General features: G+C 69.0%; 13 protein-coding genes and 1 pseudogene. 11 read left to right on the forward strand and 3 right to left on the reverse strand.

The features are described 5' to 3' along the window. Positions 1-172: 172 nt before the first annotated feature. The 8 genes from ACFYOS_RS35370 (at position 173) to ACFYOS_RS35405 (ending at position 8098) form a co-directional block, all read left to right on the forward strand. Positions 173-1219: a cupin domain-containing protein gene (locus tag ACFYOS_RS35370; protein ID WP_387151364.1), complete on the forward strand. Its 1047-nt coding sequence runs from the start codon at positions 173-175 to the stop codon at positions 1217-1219. Position 1220: 1 nt separating this feature from the next. Next, entirely contained in the window at positions 1221-2393 is a 1173-nt protein-coding gene (locus ACFYOS_RS35375) for an FAD-dependent monooxygenase (protein ID WP_387151367.1), read from the forward strand. A gap of 28 nt (positions 2394-2421) precedes the next feature. Continuing rightward, positions 2422-3783, forward strand: coding sequence for an MFS transporter (locus tag ACFYOS_RS35380; protein WP_387151370.1), 1362 nt, complete (start codon positions 2422-2424; stop codon positions 3781-3783). Between the two features lie 30 nt (positions 3784-3813). Beyond that, positions 3814-4689 carry a fumarylacetoacetate hydrolase family protein gene (locus tag ACFYOS_RS35385; protein ID WP_387151373.1) on the forward strand — a complete coding sequence of 292 codons (876 nt, stop codon included), beginning with the start codon at positions 3814-3816 and terminating at the stop codon, positions 4687-4689. 251 nt (positions 4690-4940) lie between these two features. Continuing rightward, positions 4941-5783, forward strand: coding sequence for a fumarylacetoacetate hydrolase family protein (locus tag ACFYOS_RS35390; RefSeq protein WP_387151376.1), 843 nt, complete (start codon positions 4941-4943; stop codon positions 5781-5783). Positions 5784-5787: 4 nt separating this feature from the next. Continuing rightward, the gene (locus tag ACFYOS_RS35395; RefSeq protein WP_387151399.1) at positions 5788-6492 is read left to right on the forward strand and encodes a DinB family protein; all 705 of its coding nucleotides are present in this window, start codon (positions 5788-5790) and stop codon (positions 6490-6492) included. A 225-nt stretch (positions 6493-6717) separates the two neighbouring features. Continuing rightward, positions 6718-7110 carry a hypothetical protein gene (locus tag ACFYOS_RS35400; RefSeq protein ID WP_387151379.1) on the forward strand — a complete coding sequence of 131 codons (393 nt, stop codon included), beginning with the start codon at positions 6718-6720 and terminating at the stop codon, positions 7108-7110. Continuing rightward, the gene (locus ACFYOS_RS35405; RefSeq protein ID WP_387151382.1) at positions 7094-8098 is read left to right on the forward strand and encodes a zinc-binding dehydrogenase; all 1005 of its coding nucleotides are present in this window, start codon (positions 7094-7096) and stop codon (positions 8096-8098) included. Before ACFYOS_RS35400 ends, ACFYOS_RS35405 begins: the two co-directional genes overlap by 17 nt. A gap of 1215 nt (positions 8099-9313) precedes the next feature. Here ACFYOS_RS35405 and pntB read toward each other — a convergent pair. The 3 genes from pntB to ACFYOS_RS35420 all read right to left on the reverse strand — a co-directional run bounded on the left by pntB (position 9314) and on the right by ACFYOS_RS35420 (position 13481). Next, entirely contained in the window at positions 9314-10774 is a 1461-nt protein-coding gene (gene pntB / locus ACFYOS_RS35410; RefSeq protein WP_387151385.1) for a Re/Si-specific NAD(P)(+) transhydrogenase subunit beta, read from the reverse strand. A 31-nt stretch (positions 10775-10805) separates the two neighbouring features. After that, on the reverse strand, positions 10806-12353 hold the full coding sequence (locus tag ACFYOS_RS35415) for a Re/Si-specific NAD(P)(+) transhydrogenase subunit alpha (protein ID WP_387151387.1): 1548 nt from the start codon (positions 12351-12353) through the stop codon (positions 10806-10808). A 723-nt stretch (positions 12354-13076) separates the two neighbouring features. Then, positions 13077-13481, reverse strand: coding sequence for a hypothetical protein (locus ACFYOS_RS35420; protein ID WP_387151390.1), 405 nt, complete (start codon positions 13479-13481; stop codon positions 13077-13079). 408 nt (positions 13482-13889) lie between these two features. Here ACFYOS_RS35420 and ACFYOS_RS35425 point away from each other — a divergent pair. The 3 genes and pseudogenes from ACFYOS_RS35425 to ACFYOS_RS35435 all read left to right on the forward strand — a co-directional run. After that, positions 13890-14135: pseudogene (locus ACFYOS_RS35425) on the forward strand (ATP-binding protein); the annotation flags it as partial. A gap of 1243 nt (positions 14136-15378) precedes the next feature. Beyond that, entirely contained in the window at positions 15379-15858 is a 480-nt protein-coding gene (locus tag ACFYOS_RS35430) for a hypothetical protein (RefSeq protein ID WP_387151393.1), read from the forward strand. Positions 15859-16158: 300 nt separating this feature from the next. Beyond that, a complete protein-coding gene (locus ACFYOS_RS35435) occupies positions 16159-16470 on the forward strand; it encodes a hypothetical protein (protein ID WP_387151396.1) in 312 nt (103 codons plus the stop codon). Positions 16471-16770: the final 300 nt, after the last annotated feature.

The raw sequence follows: 16770 nt of genomic DNA on the forward strand, positions 1-16770 counted from the left end.
GGCGCCACCAAGCCCGAGCTCGACGAGCCCACTACACCCGACGGCTCAACCTCGAACTTCAACCATGATCCCGAACGGCGGCTGCCGTACTAGCCTCTGCCCGAGATGCTCAGTGTACTGAGCATCTTCGAGTGGTCAGTGTACTGAGCATTGGCGACGAAAGGGACTGATCGTGACTGTAAACACATCGGAGACGGCGTACGAGGAGCTGGACGCCCTCGCCGTCGCCCCGCTGTGGCGGTACTTCGGGGAGCTGTTCCTCCCCGAGCCGCGCAGTGCCGCCCGCCCGCACCGCTGGGAGTACGCGGCGCTGCGGCCGCACATGATGCACTTCGCCGACGCGCTGTCCCTAGAGGACGCCGAGCGCCGGGTGCTGATGCTGATCAACCCGGGGCTGCAGGACCCACCGGCCACCGTGAACAGCCTGTTCGCCGGCCTTCAGATCATCATGCCGGGCGAGACGGCGCAGGCGCACCGGCATACCGCCAACGCCTTCCGTTTCATCATCGAGGGCGACGCCGCGTACACCACAGTGAACGGCGAGCGCGTGCACATGCACCCGGGCGACCTGCTGATGACGCCGGGCTGGCACTGGCACGACCACTACCACGCGGGCGACCAGCCGATGATCTGGCTCGACGGCCTCGACTTCCCGCTCACCAATGCGTTCGAGGCGGGCTTCTTCGAGCTGTTCGGCGAACGCTCGCAGAAGCCGACGGTGCCGGACGACCTGTCCAGCCGCCGGTTCATCCACGGCAGGCTCAACCCGGCCTGGGAGCAGGCCGCCGGGCCCGCCTCCCCCGTCGGCAACTACCCCTGGCGCGAGACCGAGCGCGCGTTCGCCGCGATCGCCGACGACGCCGAGGGCAGCGAGAACGAGGGCATCGTCCTGGAGTACACCAACCCCTGGACCGGCGGTTCCGTCCTCCCCACGATCGACTGCAAGGTCAGCAGGCTGCGCCCGCGGTTTCGCGGCAGGCCCCGGCGCACCACCGCGAGCACGATTCTGCACGTCGTTCGCGGCCAGGGGCACGTCGAGATCGGCGACGAGCGGTTCGACTTCGCCCCCCACGACGTGATCGCCGTGCCCGGCTGGGCACCGCACCGTTTCGTCAACGGCTCGGCGACCGAGGACGCCGTCCTGTTCGCCTACAGCAACCGCCCGGCCCTGCGGGCCCTCGGGATGCTCCGCGAGGAGATCCCGGGAAAGGAGGTGTGACATGGCCCGCCTCGGGGAGGTCGTGGTCGTCGGCGGCGGGATCGGCGGCCTCGCCACCGCGCTCGCCGTGCGGCGCAGCGGCGCCGCCGCCCGGGTCCGCGTCCTCGAACGCGCCGGGGAGTTCAGCGAGGTGGGGGCCGGGCTGCAGCTCGCACCGAACGCGGTCCGCGCCCTGCGGCGCCTCGGCGTCGACCGCCAGATCGACGACTACGCCTTTCACCCGCGCCGGCTCGTGATGCTGGACGCGCTGACCGGCGACCTCGTCACCGCCCTCGACCTCGGCGCCGCGTTCCGCAGCCGCTACGACGCGCCGTACGTGGTGATGCACCGCAGCGACCTGCTGGCGATGCTGCTCGACCAGGTCAAGCAGCACGACGACATCGAGCTGTGCAGCGGGACCGAGGTCACCGGCGTCGACCAGGACGACGGGGGAGTGGTGGTCCGCACGGCGCCGGGCGAGGAGCTCCGGGCCGACCTCCTCGTCGGCGCGGACGGGCTGCGCTCCGTCGTGCGTGCGGGCGTTGTCGCGGACGGCGAGCCCGTCGGCGCCCGCTACGTCGCCTACCGCGGCACCCTCCCGTTCGACGACGTCGCCGGGATCGCCGGCGGCGAGGACGTGCTGCTGTGGGCCGGGCCCCGGATGCACCTGGTGCAGTACCCGATCCGCCGCGGGGAGCTGTACAACCAGGTGGCCGCGTTCGAGAGCGACCGCTACACCCCCGATCACGACCGTTGGGGCGACCCTGCCGAGCTCGACGAACGGTTCGCCGAGGCGTGCGCCCCCGTGCGGACCGCGGCCGCGCTCATCGACCGCAGCCGGCGCTGGCAGATGCTCGACCGCGAGCCCGTGCGGAACTGGGTGCACGGACGGATCGCGCTCGTCGGTGACGCGGCCCATCCGATGCTGCAGTACGTCGCCCAGGGCGCCTGCCAGGCCATCGAGGACGCCGTCGCTCTCGGTACGGCCCTCGAGGCCGAGGCGGACGTCGACACCGCACTCGCCCGCTACCTCCACGAGCGCGTGGACCGCGCCTCTCGGGTTCAGCGCACCGCACGCCTGTTCGGCGAGCTGATCCACCTCGCCGGCATGGGCGCCACCGTCCGCAACCGGCTGCTCTCCGCCCGCCCGCACGACGACTACTGCGACATCGACTGGCTCTACCGCACCGCCTGACCCCCGCTGACGTCTCGAAGGAGAGATCATGTCCAGCACCGTTCCCGCAGTGCCCCCGGCAGTGCCCCCGGCAGTGCCCCCCGCTCCCCCGACCGTCGCCGACGTCCCGGCCGACCCGGCCGCGAGCCGCCGGGTCGCCGCCGCCAGCCTGGTCGGCACGACCATCGAGTACTACGACTTCGCCGTCTACAGCATCATTGCCTCGATCGTCCTCGGCCCGTTGTTCTTCCCCTCGGCGAGCACCACAGCCTCCACCATGGCCGCCTTCGCGACGTTCGCAGTCGCGTTCGTCGCCCGGCCGATCGGGTCGATCCTGTTCAGCACGATCGGCGACCGCGTCGGACGCCGTCGCTCGCTGCTGATCTGCCTGCTGATGATGGGCGGCGCTACCGTCGCCATCGGGCTACTGCCGACCTACGGCAGCGTGGGCGTGCTGGCCCCGGTGCTCCTCGTCGTCCTACGGATCCTGCAGGGTCTCGCGCTAGGCGGGGAGTGGGGCGGCGCGGTGCTCCTCGCCACCGAGCACGCCCCGCCCGGCAAGCGCGCGATCTTCGGGTCCGTCCCGCAGATCGGGCCGCCACTCGGCTTCGTGCTCGCGAGCCTCGTCCTCGCCACTCTCACCGGCGTCATGGACCGTGCGCAGTTCGTCGCGTGGGGCTGGCGCATCCCGTTCCTGATCAGCATCGTCATGGTCGCCGTCGGCCTGTGGGTCCGGTTCAAGGTCGCCGAGTCGCCGGTCTTCGAGCAGGCGGCGCAGAACCGGCAGCTCGTCCGCATCCCCGTCGTCACCGTGCTCCGCGAGTTCCCCGGCCGGTTCGCGATCGGCGTGGCCGCCCCCATCGGCGGGCTGGCGACCTGGTACCTGATCACCGCGTTCAGCGTCTCCTACGGATCCTCCGCGCAGGGAATCCCGCAGGCTCAGATGATCCTCGTGGCCTGTGCGACGGCCTTCACGCACATGGTGCTCGTCCCCCCGGCGGCTCTGATCGCCGAGCGCTTCGGGCGGCGCATCCCCATGCTCGTCGGCGCCGCCGGCGTCGCGGTCTGCGTCGTGCCCGCGTTCGCGCTGTTCGAGACCGGCAACGCGCTCCTCGTGGGCGTCGGCTTCTGCGTCACCATGATCCCGTTCACGCTCGTCTTCGCCCTCGTCGGCGCGTGGCTCGCGGAGTTCTTCCCCACCCGGGTGCGTTACAGCGGGGCGTCCGGCGCGTTCGTCCTCGCCGGTGTGCTGGGCGGTGGCTTCGCCCCGCTGATCGGAGCCGCCCTCGTCGCCGGTGGCGGTTCCCCGATCCGGCTCGGCCTCTATGCGGGCGCGCTGTCCCTGGTCTCGACCGCGGCACTGGCGTTCGCGCCGGAGACCCGGCACCGCGCGCTCACCTCGACCCACTGACATCCCCATCCCTGACCCAGGAGGTCCGCAATGCGGCTCGCCACCTTCGACGACGACCGGGTCGGTGTCGTCACCGAGACGGGCGTCGTCGACGTCTCCGACCTGATTGACCGCCCGTTCGACGGCCCAATCGCCGCTGCGCCGGGGGCCAGCCGGATGCGCCGGCTCGCGGCGGCGCCCGCGCTGCTCGCCCGGATCCGGCACGAGCTCCCGGCACGCCGCCCGCGTCCGCTGGCCGAGGTGACGTTGCAGGCGCCGCTCCCCGATCCCGGCAAGATCGTCGCCGCGCCGGTGAACTACCAGGACCACAAGGCCGAGATGCGCCTCAAGGGCGACATCAACGCCATGGGCTTCTTCCTCAAGGCACCCACTTCGGTGCTCGGCCCGGGCGGGCAGGTGCGGCTGCCGTACACCAACCGGCGCATCGACCACGAGGCCGAGTTCGCTGTGGTGATCGGAGCGCCGGCACGCCATGTCGGCCCGGACGAGGCGCTCGGCCACGTGTTCGGCTACACCGGCCTGATCGACGTCACGATGCGCGGGGGCGAGGAGCGGTCGATGCGCAAGTCCTTCGACACCTTCACCCCCGTCGGCCCCTGGATCGTGACACCGGACGAGCTCGGCGACCCGTCGGACGTCGGCTTCACGCTGTGGACGAACGGCACTGTGCGGCAGAAGAGCAACACCGCCGAGCTCATCTGGGACGTAGCCCGGTTCGTCGCGTTCGCCTCGACCGTCACCACGCTCCTACCCGGGGACGTGATCTCCACCGGCACCCCCGCAGGCGTCAGCCCGCTCGCCGATGGCGACACCGTCACGCTCGAAATCGACCGCATCGGCCGGCTGACCGTCACCGTCACCGCGGACGGCGCCGTTCCCTGTCCCCTCACCCCGGGCGACGCCTGACCGCCAGGCGGGCCACGACGCTCGAGCACACGTGCGGCCGGCACGGGCCGCACGTGTACTCGCAGGGGGAAGGCTGGGAGTAGTGCACGTCGTGGTAGGCGATGTCGATCGAGGCGCTCGTGCTGGCTGCCGCTCTCGGTCAGGTCCGAGGCCTCGGCGTCCGACTCGGCCGCCCTCGATCTCTTCCGGTTCAGCGACAGCCCGTTGTTCGAGGCGCTGCAGCCGGACAGCGCCCGAATGGAAGGACAGAAATGAAGCTCGCCACCATCCGTACCGCCGATGGCGCGACCCGGGCCGTGCGCGTGGACGCGGAGACGCTGGTCGACCTCGGCCTCGCCGACGTCCGTGAATTGCTGGCCAAGCCGAGCTGGGCCGAACGCGCCGCCCGGGCCGGGGACACGGTGGAGGCGGTCGGATACGCGCCGGTCGTGCCCCGCCCCGGCAAGATCATCTGCGTCGCGCTGAACTACCGCAACCACATCCTGGAACTGGGGCGAGAGTTGCCACAGTACCCGACGTTGTTTGCCAAGTACCCGGAGGCGCTCATCGGGGCGTACGACGAGATCCAGCTCGCGCCGGAGTCCGAGCAGGTTGACTGGGAGGCCGAACTCGCCGTCGTCATCGGCAAGACCGTGCGCCGTGCCACCGAGGCCGAGGCCGGCGAGGCCATCGCCGGCTTCGCCGTCCTCAACGACGTCACCATGCGCGACTGGCAATACCGCTCCCACATGTGGCTGCAGGGCAAGACCTGGGAGGGCACCACCCCCTTCGGCCCCTACCTGGTCACCCCCGACGAACTGCCCGGCGGCACCCGACCTTCGCTCACCCTCACCGGATTCGTCGACGGTGAGGTGGTGCAGCGGGCCGACACGTCGGACCTCGTGTTCGACCCCGTCGCCCTGGTGCGCTACATCTCCACGATCCTCACCCTCAAGCCGGGCGACGTCATCGCCTCCGGTACGCCCGGCGGGGTCGGCCACGCCCGCAAGCCGGCCCGATACCTTACCGACGGCAGCGTCCTGACCACCGAGATCACCGGTCTGGGGCGTTCCGAAGCCAAAGCCGTCACGGAGTTGGTCCCTGATGGTCGCTGACCGCATGCACGTCGACAGCCTGCGCTGGATGGCCCAGGGCACCAAAATTTTCTTCGATGCCCTGGCCGGTCTGCCCGGTGAGGAGCTTGACCAGCCGACCGCGCTCGATGGCTGGACCGGCAAGCACCTGCTGGCCCACGTCGCCGCCAACGCCGACGCGCTGGTCAAACTGACACGGTGGGCGCGCACCGGCGAGGAGACGCCGATGTACTCCTCTCCAGAGCAGCGTGACGCCGACATCGAGGCAGGCGCCAACCGGCCGGCGACCGAGCTGCGTGCCTGGGCCGCGCAGGCCGCCGCAGCCCTCGACGCACGGCTCGCAGAGCTGAACAAACAGCAGTGGACCCACCGGGTCCGGACCGCCCAGGGCCGCATGGTCCCTGCCGAACACGTCCCCTGGATGCGCGCCCGCGAGGTCATGGTCCACGCGGTCGACCTCGGCGCCGGAGTGGGCTTCGACGATCTCCCGCCCGATTTCCTCTCCGCCCTGATCGACGACATCACCGCCAAGCGGTCCAGCGGCGACGGCCCCGCCCTCACGCTCACTGCCACCGACCGCAAGGCGACTTGGGCCGTCGCCGGCACCGGTGACCCCACACCCCTGACGGGCACCGTCGCCGGCCTCGCGGCGTACCTGTCCGGCCGGGCGGCCGAAGGCGTCACCGGCCCAGGCGGTCGGCCCGCTCCCGAACTGCCGCGGTGGCTCTAGGCCGGGCCCGACCTCCTGGAAAGCGCACCAGTGGCCGATGGGTCCCACGACATGGCACCGGCACTCTGGCCGTCGTTGACCAAGCACATGGTCCCCAGAAGGAGGGAAGACGGTGCCCACCATCACCGAGGACATGCGACGGATCGTCGATCAGGCGATGCTCTCGGTCGTCGCCACCGTAGGCCCGGACGGAACGCCTAATCTGTCACCAGGGGATCGGTACGGATGTACGACGACGAGCATTTGATCTTTATGGACCTTGCCCTGCCGAACAGGATGGCCAGCCTGGAGGCGGACTCCCGCTTCCAGGTCAACTTGGTCGATGTGTTCCGGCGGCGGGGATACCGCTTCGAGGGCACCGCGCCGATCGTTCCGCCCGGCCACCCAGCATATGACTGGCTGAACAGCTGGCTACTGCAGGCGAACGGGCCCGGCTACCCCGCCCACCGCGCGGCGCTGATCCGGGTGGAGCGGGTGTTGCCGGTCCTGTCGCCTGCCTACACATTCGGCATCGCAGAGGACACCGACCTCGTCGAGTCCTGGAGGGCGCGCTACGCCGCCGTGCGCCCTGCCTCGGCCGACCCGATGGGAAAGGACACCGATGGCGGACCTGCCTGACACAATGCTGGCGGCGTACCTCACCGAACTCGGGGGCCCAGAACGCATCCGGATTGGCCACCTTCCGGTGCCGGTTCCGGGCCCCACCGACGTCCTGGTGAGGACAGAGCTGATGGCGGTCAACCACGTCGACACGTTCGTACGGTCCGGAGGGTACAGGACGCACACGCCGTTCCCGTTCGTGATCGGTCGTGACCTGGTCGGTTCCGTGGCACGGACCGGCGAAGGGGTGGATGAATTCGCGATCGAAGAGAAGGTGTGGTGCAACAGTCTGGGGCACCAGGGGCGTCAAGGGTCATTCTCGGAGCTCGCCGTGGTGCCCCGAGAGCGTCTCTACCGGCTGCCGGCGCAGGCCGACCCGGCGACCGCCGCCTCCGTACTGCACACCGCGGCGACCGCGTACCTCGGCCTGTTCCGGACCGGGTCCCTGCGACTCGGTGAGACGGTCTTCGTCGCCGGGGCGGCGGGCGGGGTCGGGAGCGCGGCCGTACAGCTTGCGGTGGCGGCGGGTGCTCGCGTCATTGCCGCGGCGGCGCCAGAGGATTTCGACTGGTGCCGGCGGTGCGGCGCGGACCTGTTGATCGACTACCGCGACCAGGCCTTACCGGCTCTGCTGGAGGCGGCCGCGCCGGAGGGATTCGACCTGTGGTGGGACAACTCGGGACGCCACGACCTGGACCTTGCCGTGCCGCTGCTCAAGCGGGGTGGGCGGATCATCGCGCTGGCCGGGATGGCGGCCCGGCCGGTGCTGCCGATGGGCGCGTTGTACACACGTGACGCCAGCATCAGGGGGTTCGCCATCAGCAACGCCTCGGCCGCGGACCTAGCGGAGGCGGCTCCCGTTATCAACGACCTGCTGGCCACCAAACGGCTCATCTCGCGAATCAACGCCACCTACCCGTTAACGGCGGCCGCCGAGGCTCATCGCCAGATGGAGGTCGGAGTGAAAGGCCGGATCCTCGTCGCCAGTGACCCCGATCCGGGCTGATGCCGCATACCAAAAAACGTGGCGGCGGAGAAACGTTCAGCGAGAAAGCAGCAACTACTCGTCGACTTCCCGGCAAGCCGGCGCGGCCACCCCGGGAGCGACCACCCACCTGCTGCCTGCCGGTGTTCAGGGCCAGCCCCGCGACGACCAGGTGCGCGCCAATCCCGGCGAGCAACCCCCCGGCATGGCCGCCGCCTCCCTCGATGCGGCGCGGCCGGCAGCGCCCGGAAACACGGGCAACGGGCCTTGGTCTCCATCGTCGTCGTCCGGCCCCCTCGTGGATCCGCCTCGCCCAGAGCACGATTCGCCCGCCCCGTACGCCAAGATTCCTTTCGGCAGAAGTTTCAGTGTTACGCCCAACACCTCAGCCTCGTGCAGTTGCCGTCGGTGGTGCCGACTCCGCCTGGATGCCCGCCTTGGTGGCTCCCGCGCCCCGCACCAGGAGGCGGGTGAGCCGGCCGGTGAACGGCTTGTGCCGCCGTTGACGTGAGCAAGGTGGCTGGCGATAGTGGACGACATGCTCGGCCAGCGCCTCACCCAAGTCCGGATTAGTGACAACTTCGGAGCCACCGAAGAGGTCACCAAGCAGGACGCCCTGGTCAGAGCGTTGCCAGCGAGATCGGGGTGTCAAGTAGTGAGACGAGCGCCGACACCCAGATGACATATCGCAGAGATGCGTGCCGATGGATCGCCCCGGCGGCTGGGTCGCCGAGGCCCTCGCCGGGTGGAGCTCAACCCGTGGCGCCGCCGTTTGACCACTTCGGTGTTCTCTGGGAGGTCACAGCGACCCGCTCGTCGGCATCACCGCAGGTCAGAGCCCTCTGCAGCGCCGAGCCCCGGTGAGCACTTCGGACGCGGTGACCACTTCGCCAACCTGCTCCCAATCTGCACCCACATGCAAGGCCAAGCCATCCAGCGGCTCCTTACCGCTCTGACCTGCGCATACTCCCCTGTCAGGCAACATAGAGCGCCGTCGACTGCTGCTCAATACGGCTGAGCACTCCGTGTGAAGCAGGACGCTGCACCGCCTCTGAGCAGCGGAAACACAGAACCGCAGGTCGGCGCGGGTGCCGTTGGGCGCTGTTCGGTGCTGTTGAGTGCAGTTGACTGCCGTTCAGCGCACCCGGCTGCTCCCATCCCGCTCCCCGATCCTCCGCTGCTTATCGATCACCGACTCGGGACTTCTCACTCCACCACCAGGGCTTCGGCACAGCTCTAGCCGACAGCGGTCAGTGTCGGGCCGGTCGTGCTGCGCGTCGTGAGCGCCGCGAGGATGTCTTCGACGCGCTGCTTGGCATCCCCGAACAGCATCGATGTGTTGTCCCGGTAGAAGAGCGGGTTCGGGACACCGGCGTAGCCTGTGGCCATCGAGCGCTTGAACACCACGACTTGGCTGGCCGCCCAGACGCTCAGGACGGGCATTCCGGCGATGGGGCTGTTGGGATCTTCGGCGGCAGCAGGGTTGACGGTGTCGTTGGCGCCGATTACCAGGACGACGGAGGTCTGCGCGAAGTCGTCGTTGATCTCGTCCATCTCTAGGACGATGTCGTAGGGGACCTTCGCCTCGGCCAGCAGGACGTTCATGTGGCCAGGAAGCCGTCCCGCTACTGGGTGGATGCCGAAGCGGACCTCGATGCCCTGCTCACGGAGTTTGCGGGTGAGCTCGGCGACGCCGTGCTGCGCCTGGGCGACCGCCATGCCGTAGCCGGGGGTGATGATGACCGAGTCCGCCTCCGCGAGCATCTCGGCGACCTGCTCGGCGGTCACCTCGCGGTGCTCGCCCTGGGCCACCTCCCCCGGGGCGGTGCTCTCGATACCGAAGCCGCCGGCGATGACGGACAGGAACGATCGGTTCATCGCGCGGCACATGATGTAGGAGAGGTAGGCACCGGAGGAGCCAACCAGCGCGCCGGTGATGATGAGCAGGTTGTTCTCCAGCAGGAATCCAGACGCGGCGGCAGCCCAGCCGGAGTAGCTGTTCAGCATGGACACCACCACCGGCATGTCACCCCCGCCGATGGAGCCGACCAGGTGCCAGCCCAGTGCCAGCGCGATCGCGGTGACTACGACGAGCAGCCAGACCTGCGGGTCCAGGATGAACCAGACGGTGAGCAACGCGAACGCGGCCAGGGCGCCGACGTTGAGCGCGTTCTTGCCGGGCAGCATCAGCGGGGCGGACTTCATCCGTGCCGACAGCTTCCCAAAGGCGACAACCGATCCGGTGAAGGTGACCGCGCCGATGAAGACGCCGATGAAGACCTCGGCGTGGTGGATCCCCAGCATCTCCTCGGCCCGCAGCGCGTGGGCCTCGGCGCCGTCGAGGTCGCCTTCGACCTGGAGGTAGCCGTTCCAGCCCACGAGCACGGCAGCGAGGCCGACGAAGGAGTGCAACAGCGCGATCAGCTCGGGCATGCCGGTCATCTCCACCCGCCGTGCCCGATCCAGGCCGATGACGGCACCGAGCAGGGTGGCCCCGACGAGCAGGCTCGCGCCGGTGCCGCCGATGCCATGTTCGGCGGCCAGCGCGATGGTGGCGACCAAGGACAGCACCATGCCGGCCATGCCCAAGGCGTTGCCCGCCTTGGCGGTCTCGTGCCTGGACAGGCCGGCCAGCGCCAGGATGAACAACAGCGCGGCCACGATGTACGCGGACTGAGCCGCGGTCTCGATAGTCATGTCGTAGAAGCTCCAGGACTCGGGTGCGGCTTCAGCTGCGGGAGAACATCGTGAGCATTCGGCGGGTCACCGCGAAGCCGCCGAAGATGTTGATGCTGGCCAGCAGGATCGCGGCGCATGACAGCCCGGTGATCAGGGCGCGGTTCGACGTCTCACCGTGACCGATTTGCAGCAACGCGCCGACCACGATGATCCCGGAGATCGCGTTGGTCACCGACATTAGCGGTGTGTGCAGCGCGTGGTGCACGTGACCGATCACGTAGTAGCCGATCACGATCGCCAACGCGAACACCGTCAGGTGGCCTAGCAGCGCCGGCGGGGCCAGAGCAGCGACCAGGAACAGCATTGCCCCGATGGCCGTCACCATCGCGAAGCGGCGCGACGCCGGCACGGGCTGCTTCGCCTGCGACTCCACCGACTTCTCCGCCGCGGGTGCTACGGCAGCCGCTGCTGGCGCCGCCGAGACCTGCACAGGCGGTGGCGGCCAGGTGAGTTCACCGTCCCGGACCACGGTTATCGACCGTTGCACCACGTCGTCGAAGTCGAGCACAAGCTGACCGTCCTTGCCGGGCGTGAGCAGCTTCATCAGGTTGACGAGGTTGGTGCCGTACAGCTGCGACGCCTGGGTGGGCAGGCGACCGGCGAGGTCGGTGTAGCCCAGGATCGTCACGCCGTTCTCGGTGGCGACCGCCTCACCGGGGATCGTGCCCTCCACGTTCCCGCCGTTCGACGCCGCCATGTCGACAATGACACTTCCCGGCTTCATGCTCGCCACCATCTCCTTGGTGAGGAGCACCGGTGCCGGCTTCCCCGGGATCAACGCCGTGGTGATGATGATATCCACGTCCTTGCACTGCTCTGCGTACAGGGCAGCCGCCCGGGCGTTGTAGTCGTCCGACATCTCGTTGGCGTAACCGGTCGCCGAGACCTCCACGTCCGGCGCCTCCACCGCGAGGTACGTCCCGCCCAGCGAACGCACCTGGTCGGCCACCCCTGGGCGGGGATCGGTGGCGCGGACGACGGCGCCCAAGCTGCCGGCGGCGCCGATCGCCGCCAGGCCCGCGACACCCGCACCCGCCACCAGCACCTTCGCCGGTGGCACCTTGCCGGCAGCGGTCACCTGACCGGTGAAGAACCGACCGAAGAGGTGCGCTGCCTCCACCACAGCTCGGTACCCCGCGATGTTCGCCATCGAGGACAGGACATCCAGCGACTGCGCCCGGGAGATTCGCGGCACCGCATCCATCGCCAGCGCGGTGATCGGACGGCGCGCCAGCTCCTCTACCAGTCCGGGGTTCAACGCCGGAGCCAGCAGGCTGACCCACGCCACTCCCGGGCGGAGCGCGTCAAGCTGCTCCACCGACGGCGCGTTCACACCGAACACGATGTCTGCGGTGAGCGGATTCCCCAGTGACGCGCCGGCGGAGACGTAGGCCTCGTCTGGGAAGCTCGACGACTCCCCAGCGGCAGGTTCCACCACCACCTGATAACCCAGCTTCAACAGCTGGGCCACGGTTGTGGGGGTTGCGGCCACCCGGGTCTCCCCGCGCCTCGACTCGTTGACAACGCCGATAAGCACATGCATCTCCTTGGTCGCCAGGACGCCGCCAGGCGTCGGCCCTCCGTCTTGACCGTCAGGCGCTGTCGATTCCCCGGCGCCCTTGCGGGATGACCGCGACTCCCATGATCTCGATCATCGCGCCGGTCTGCCAGAGGGCAATGCAGCCGATCCCGGCCATCGCCGAGTAGATCGCCGGCCAGCTCGCGCCACACCTTGCCGATCTCGCGTCCGTCGCGCGGGTGTTGGCGGTGACCTGACCGTGGCGCAGCCAGTTGTAGACCCCGGCGGTGGGTCGCCGATTTTCGCTCGTGTGGAGGCGTCGCGGACCTGACGGTTGGCTTGCTCGGGGCGACATCGGCGGCGCGGAGCAGGGAGGGAGGGCTGATGAAGGCTCCGCCGCTGCCGAAGGTGGCATGACCAGTCATGTATCACCGGTGGGACTGGAGCACGTTCATCCACTGGCGCTACCCGGCCTCACCCCTGCCTGGCCCAGCCGACACGAGCTGGAGATGCAGGTCTTCTCCTACATCGAGGACGTCTACAACCCTCGCCGCCAGCACAGCCGTTGGGCAGGGAGCCGTCGAGATCGACGCACTGTCGACCCTGTCCATGGCGGCCACCTCGGGCTGCCCCATACGACCGTGTCGCGGATCTGGCGCACGTCTGAACCCGCCCACCGCGGCCCCGCCCAGGTGGGGAGAGGTCACTCCCGGACGGTGAGCTGCCCCTGGGTCGCCCTGGTCACCACCAGCAGCGCGTAGCTGCCGGCCGAGGCGAGGTGACGACGCAGGTCCCCCGCAGCTCTGGGAGCCGCTCCCCGACCGGGCGGGCGGACGGCTTGCCGTACCGCGCGCGGACGCAGTCGGCGCGCTGCCACGGGCCGGTACCCGGCGGCGACGCCGCGTACCTCAGGTCATCGCGGCTGACCATGGCGTCGTTGTTGGCCTCCTGCCACCACGAGGCGTAGGCGACGTCGCGGATGAGCCCCCAGTCGTCCTTGGTCGGGTTCCAGTCGGCGGCCATCGAGTCTAGGTCATACGCCGTGTAATCGGCCATCACCACGTTCCGCTCCGCCGCACCTGCGCGGCGACCGTCACCCGCCCGGCCGCCGACGGTGGCGATGGTGCCGGCTTCGCCGCCCCGCACGGCGACGGGACGGACCGTCGGGCGGGGGCACCACCGGATCACCGATCGGGTCGTGGATCGGCCGCGGCCGGGCCCCAACCGCGGCCATCGCGCCGGTCGGGTCCGGCGCGGCCGTGGTGCGACCCGGTCGGCCTGGACGAAGCCGCCAGCGGCCCGGGGTCCCTTGCGGACGGGGCGAGTTCGGCGACCCGACATGAGTGAGTCCGCCGTCCAGGGCTGAGCATCGAGCGCTGACCGCGTGGAGGTTGGCCGGCCAGCGGGAGATCAATGGGAAGAGAACCCTTGCTCGCCGGCCCCTTTTCCAATGCGCACGAACCCGTCGACGAGCCACGTTGACCAGGAAGAATGCCGCGCATAATTCGAGGATCCCCGATGAACTGCGAGGCAGGCGCGAAGCAGCCGTACGGCGGCACGGGCAAGACCATGCTCGCCGAGCGGCTTCCGTCGGTCCTGCCGGAGCTCGACGACGACGCCGCGCTGGAGGTCACCGCCCTGCACTCCATCGCCGGACTCCTGCCGCCCGACGGGCGGCTGCTGCGCCAGCCGCCGTTCCAGGCACCGCACCACACGGCCGCAGTCCCCTCCCTGGTCGGCGGCGGGTCGGGACTCGCCCGGCCCGGCGCGGTGTCGCTGGCCCACCGCGGAACCTGGCTCACCTGCGGCGAGGACCCGTTTTCAGCTCGCGCTGTGGAGTTGTCGGTGAAGTCTTCGGGGCCGCCGAAGAGGTCACCGAGCAGAAAGCCCTGGTCAGAACGTTGGCACTGGGATTCGAGCCTCACGTCGCGGGACCGGTACCTACGCCAACACGGCGGTGCTCAGAGTCACACGTCGATGCGGCACAGCCCTCCTGGCTGTGCGCCTCCGGGCCCACGACGACGGCCAGCACCAGCCAGGCGAAGAGCAGCGAAACGTGAACACTTCGGTCTTCTCTGGGAGGTCACAGCGACCTGCTCGACGGCACCACCCCAGGTCAGAGCCCTCTGCTCCGTCCGACCCCGATGAGTACTTCGTAGGCGGTGACCACTTCGCCAAGCTGCACCCAATCTGCACCCACCTGCAAGGCACGAACACTCGCAAAGCCCTTACCGCTTTGACCTGCGGATACTCCCCTGCCAGGCGACATAGAGTGAGGTCGACTGCTGCTCAATACGGCTGAGCACTCCGTGTGAAGCAGGACGCTGCACCAACTCTGACCTGCGGAAACGGAAACCAGCAGGTCGGGGTGGGTGCAGTTGAGTGCCGTTCGGTGCCGTTGCGCGCTGTTCAACGCCGTTCAGTGCACCCGGCTGCTCCCCAACCTGCTCCCCAGTCTCAGGCCGCGAGACTGGCGGCAACGGACCGCTGGCACAGTCTCTCGTCGCGCGGGCCCCGCGCCCGTGTGGGCGCCAGACAGGGCTGGTGGGTCCTTCTACTGCGACCCGAGGGCTGCCTCCGCTCACCGCATCCCGAAGCTCCCAACCCGCTCCCCCGGCATCGGCCAACCGCCGACCAGCGGCCGATCTAGGTTAGCGGCGTAGGCGCAACGCCAACGGAATGCAGGAAGAGGCTGGTCTTTGGGTTACACGCTTGACGGCCTTATCGGCTCCGCCGGCGCTCTGCACGCCGGTGAGCCCGGCCTACGCCACCGCGTCCCGAAGATCACGCCGACACGCGAACCACAGTGGACGAATCAGACCATTCAAGATCTATAGCCTTCCTGATCGAAGCTGGCTCGCCGTACTCGTCGCGCTGACTTTGTGGTAGGCATTTGCACGGTGCGCGGCGCTCGCCAACCGCTTGCTCTCAAGGAAGGTCATCGAGCACCTACCGATGAATCGAGCCCCGCCGATCATCCGATAGACGCCGACGGCGACAGCTGCGAGCATGCAGTACTGACATTCCACACGGGGAGGTTTTCATGAAGCGATGGGTCGCACGGTTGGCGGTCGGAATGGCGGCGATGACCGCCGCAACTGTAGGTGTAGCCGCTCCAGCACAGGCCTACCCGGTAACGCCGTATCCGAACGTCTGCTGGCAAAAGCAGTCGGCGGGCAGCCCCTGCTACCTTTGGACCAACGGAACCGTCACCTGGTACAACCGGACGGCGAGCGTCGCGGGGGCCATAGCATCGACGTACCATTTCTGCTACGGCCACCCCTTCGACCGCCCAGAAGCGGTCTTCGAGGCGTACGCAGGCGCGACGAAGATAGATAGTCACGTCGTCTCGATCATGTGCGACACGCTCTTTACCTTCAGCGACTCGTTTGGCTTCGACCCGTTCGGAATCGGCGACACGAACCTGGTCGGAGGCATCAACCGCATCAAGATCACGATGTGTTACAAAACCTCCTTCGGCCGCAGCTGCGGCGATCCCTACAACGCCAACAAGCCGTCGTGACCAACGGCACCGATCACTACAGATCTTGAATGGTCAGGTTCGTCCACCGTGGTTCGGCGTGTCGGCGTGATCTTCGGGACGCGGTGGCGTAGGCCGGGGTGATGAGGTATCCGGGGCGCAACGTGAGCGCTGAGCGCGCACGATCGGCGGAATAACCGTGGGTCCGATCAAACTGCCTGCGCTCAGCTCCGACCTTCGTTGAAGGTAATCACGTGATCGCCGGCAGCGTCTGCGCTCAGGATCGCCGCAGGGCCAGTACCCTCCTTCCGCTCGGTGGTCGACGTCTGTCACGCTCAGCCGGTGAAGATCACCCGACCCATGGTTGCCGGAGCGGTCGTCGCCCTGGCCGGGCACGGCCTTGCTGTGGGGGTCACGATCGCCTTGGCCATCGTCGCCGGCGGTGGCCCGAATGCAGACCTGGATGCTGGTGGGAGGTTCGCGGCACTCGTCTTTGGTGTATTCACATACGGCATTGCACAGCTGGTGTTGCTGGGCAGCTGCGTCGCGCTGTCCGGGCGCCTTGGCCATGGGTCATCGTCGGGCCTCGTGGCTGGCTGGGTATTGGGACTGGCCGCAAGCCTGTACTACCTGTGCGGCGGGTCCGGCGCCTAACATCCGCTCATCGGCATCGACAGCCCAGCGCCGAACGCGCGCGGTCGGCGGCTAGATGAGGATGTTGTCTAGACCGCGTCCTGCTGCCCGTTTGCGCCGCGACCGCACCCACTTGTGCACGCGGCAATCTCGCTCACACGGGGAGTGGCGGGCGCGGAAAGGCTGGCGCGCATAAGGTCGGCTCGACCCGGCGACCTTCGCGAGACTAGTACGGCAGCCGCCGTTCGGGATCATGGTTGAAGTTCGAGGTTGAGCCGTCGGGTGTAGTGGGCTCGTCGAGCTCGGGCTTGGTGGCGCCGC

The organism is Micromonospora sp. NPDC005806 (genome assembly GCF_042871425.1).
Classification (GTDB): Bacteria; Actinomycetota; Actinomycetes; order Mycobacteriales; family Micromonosporaceae; genus Micromonospora.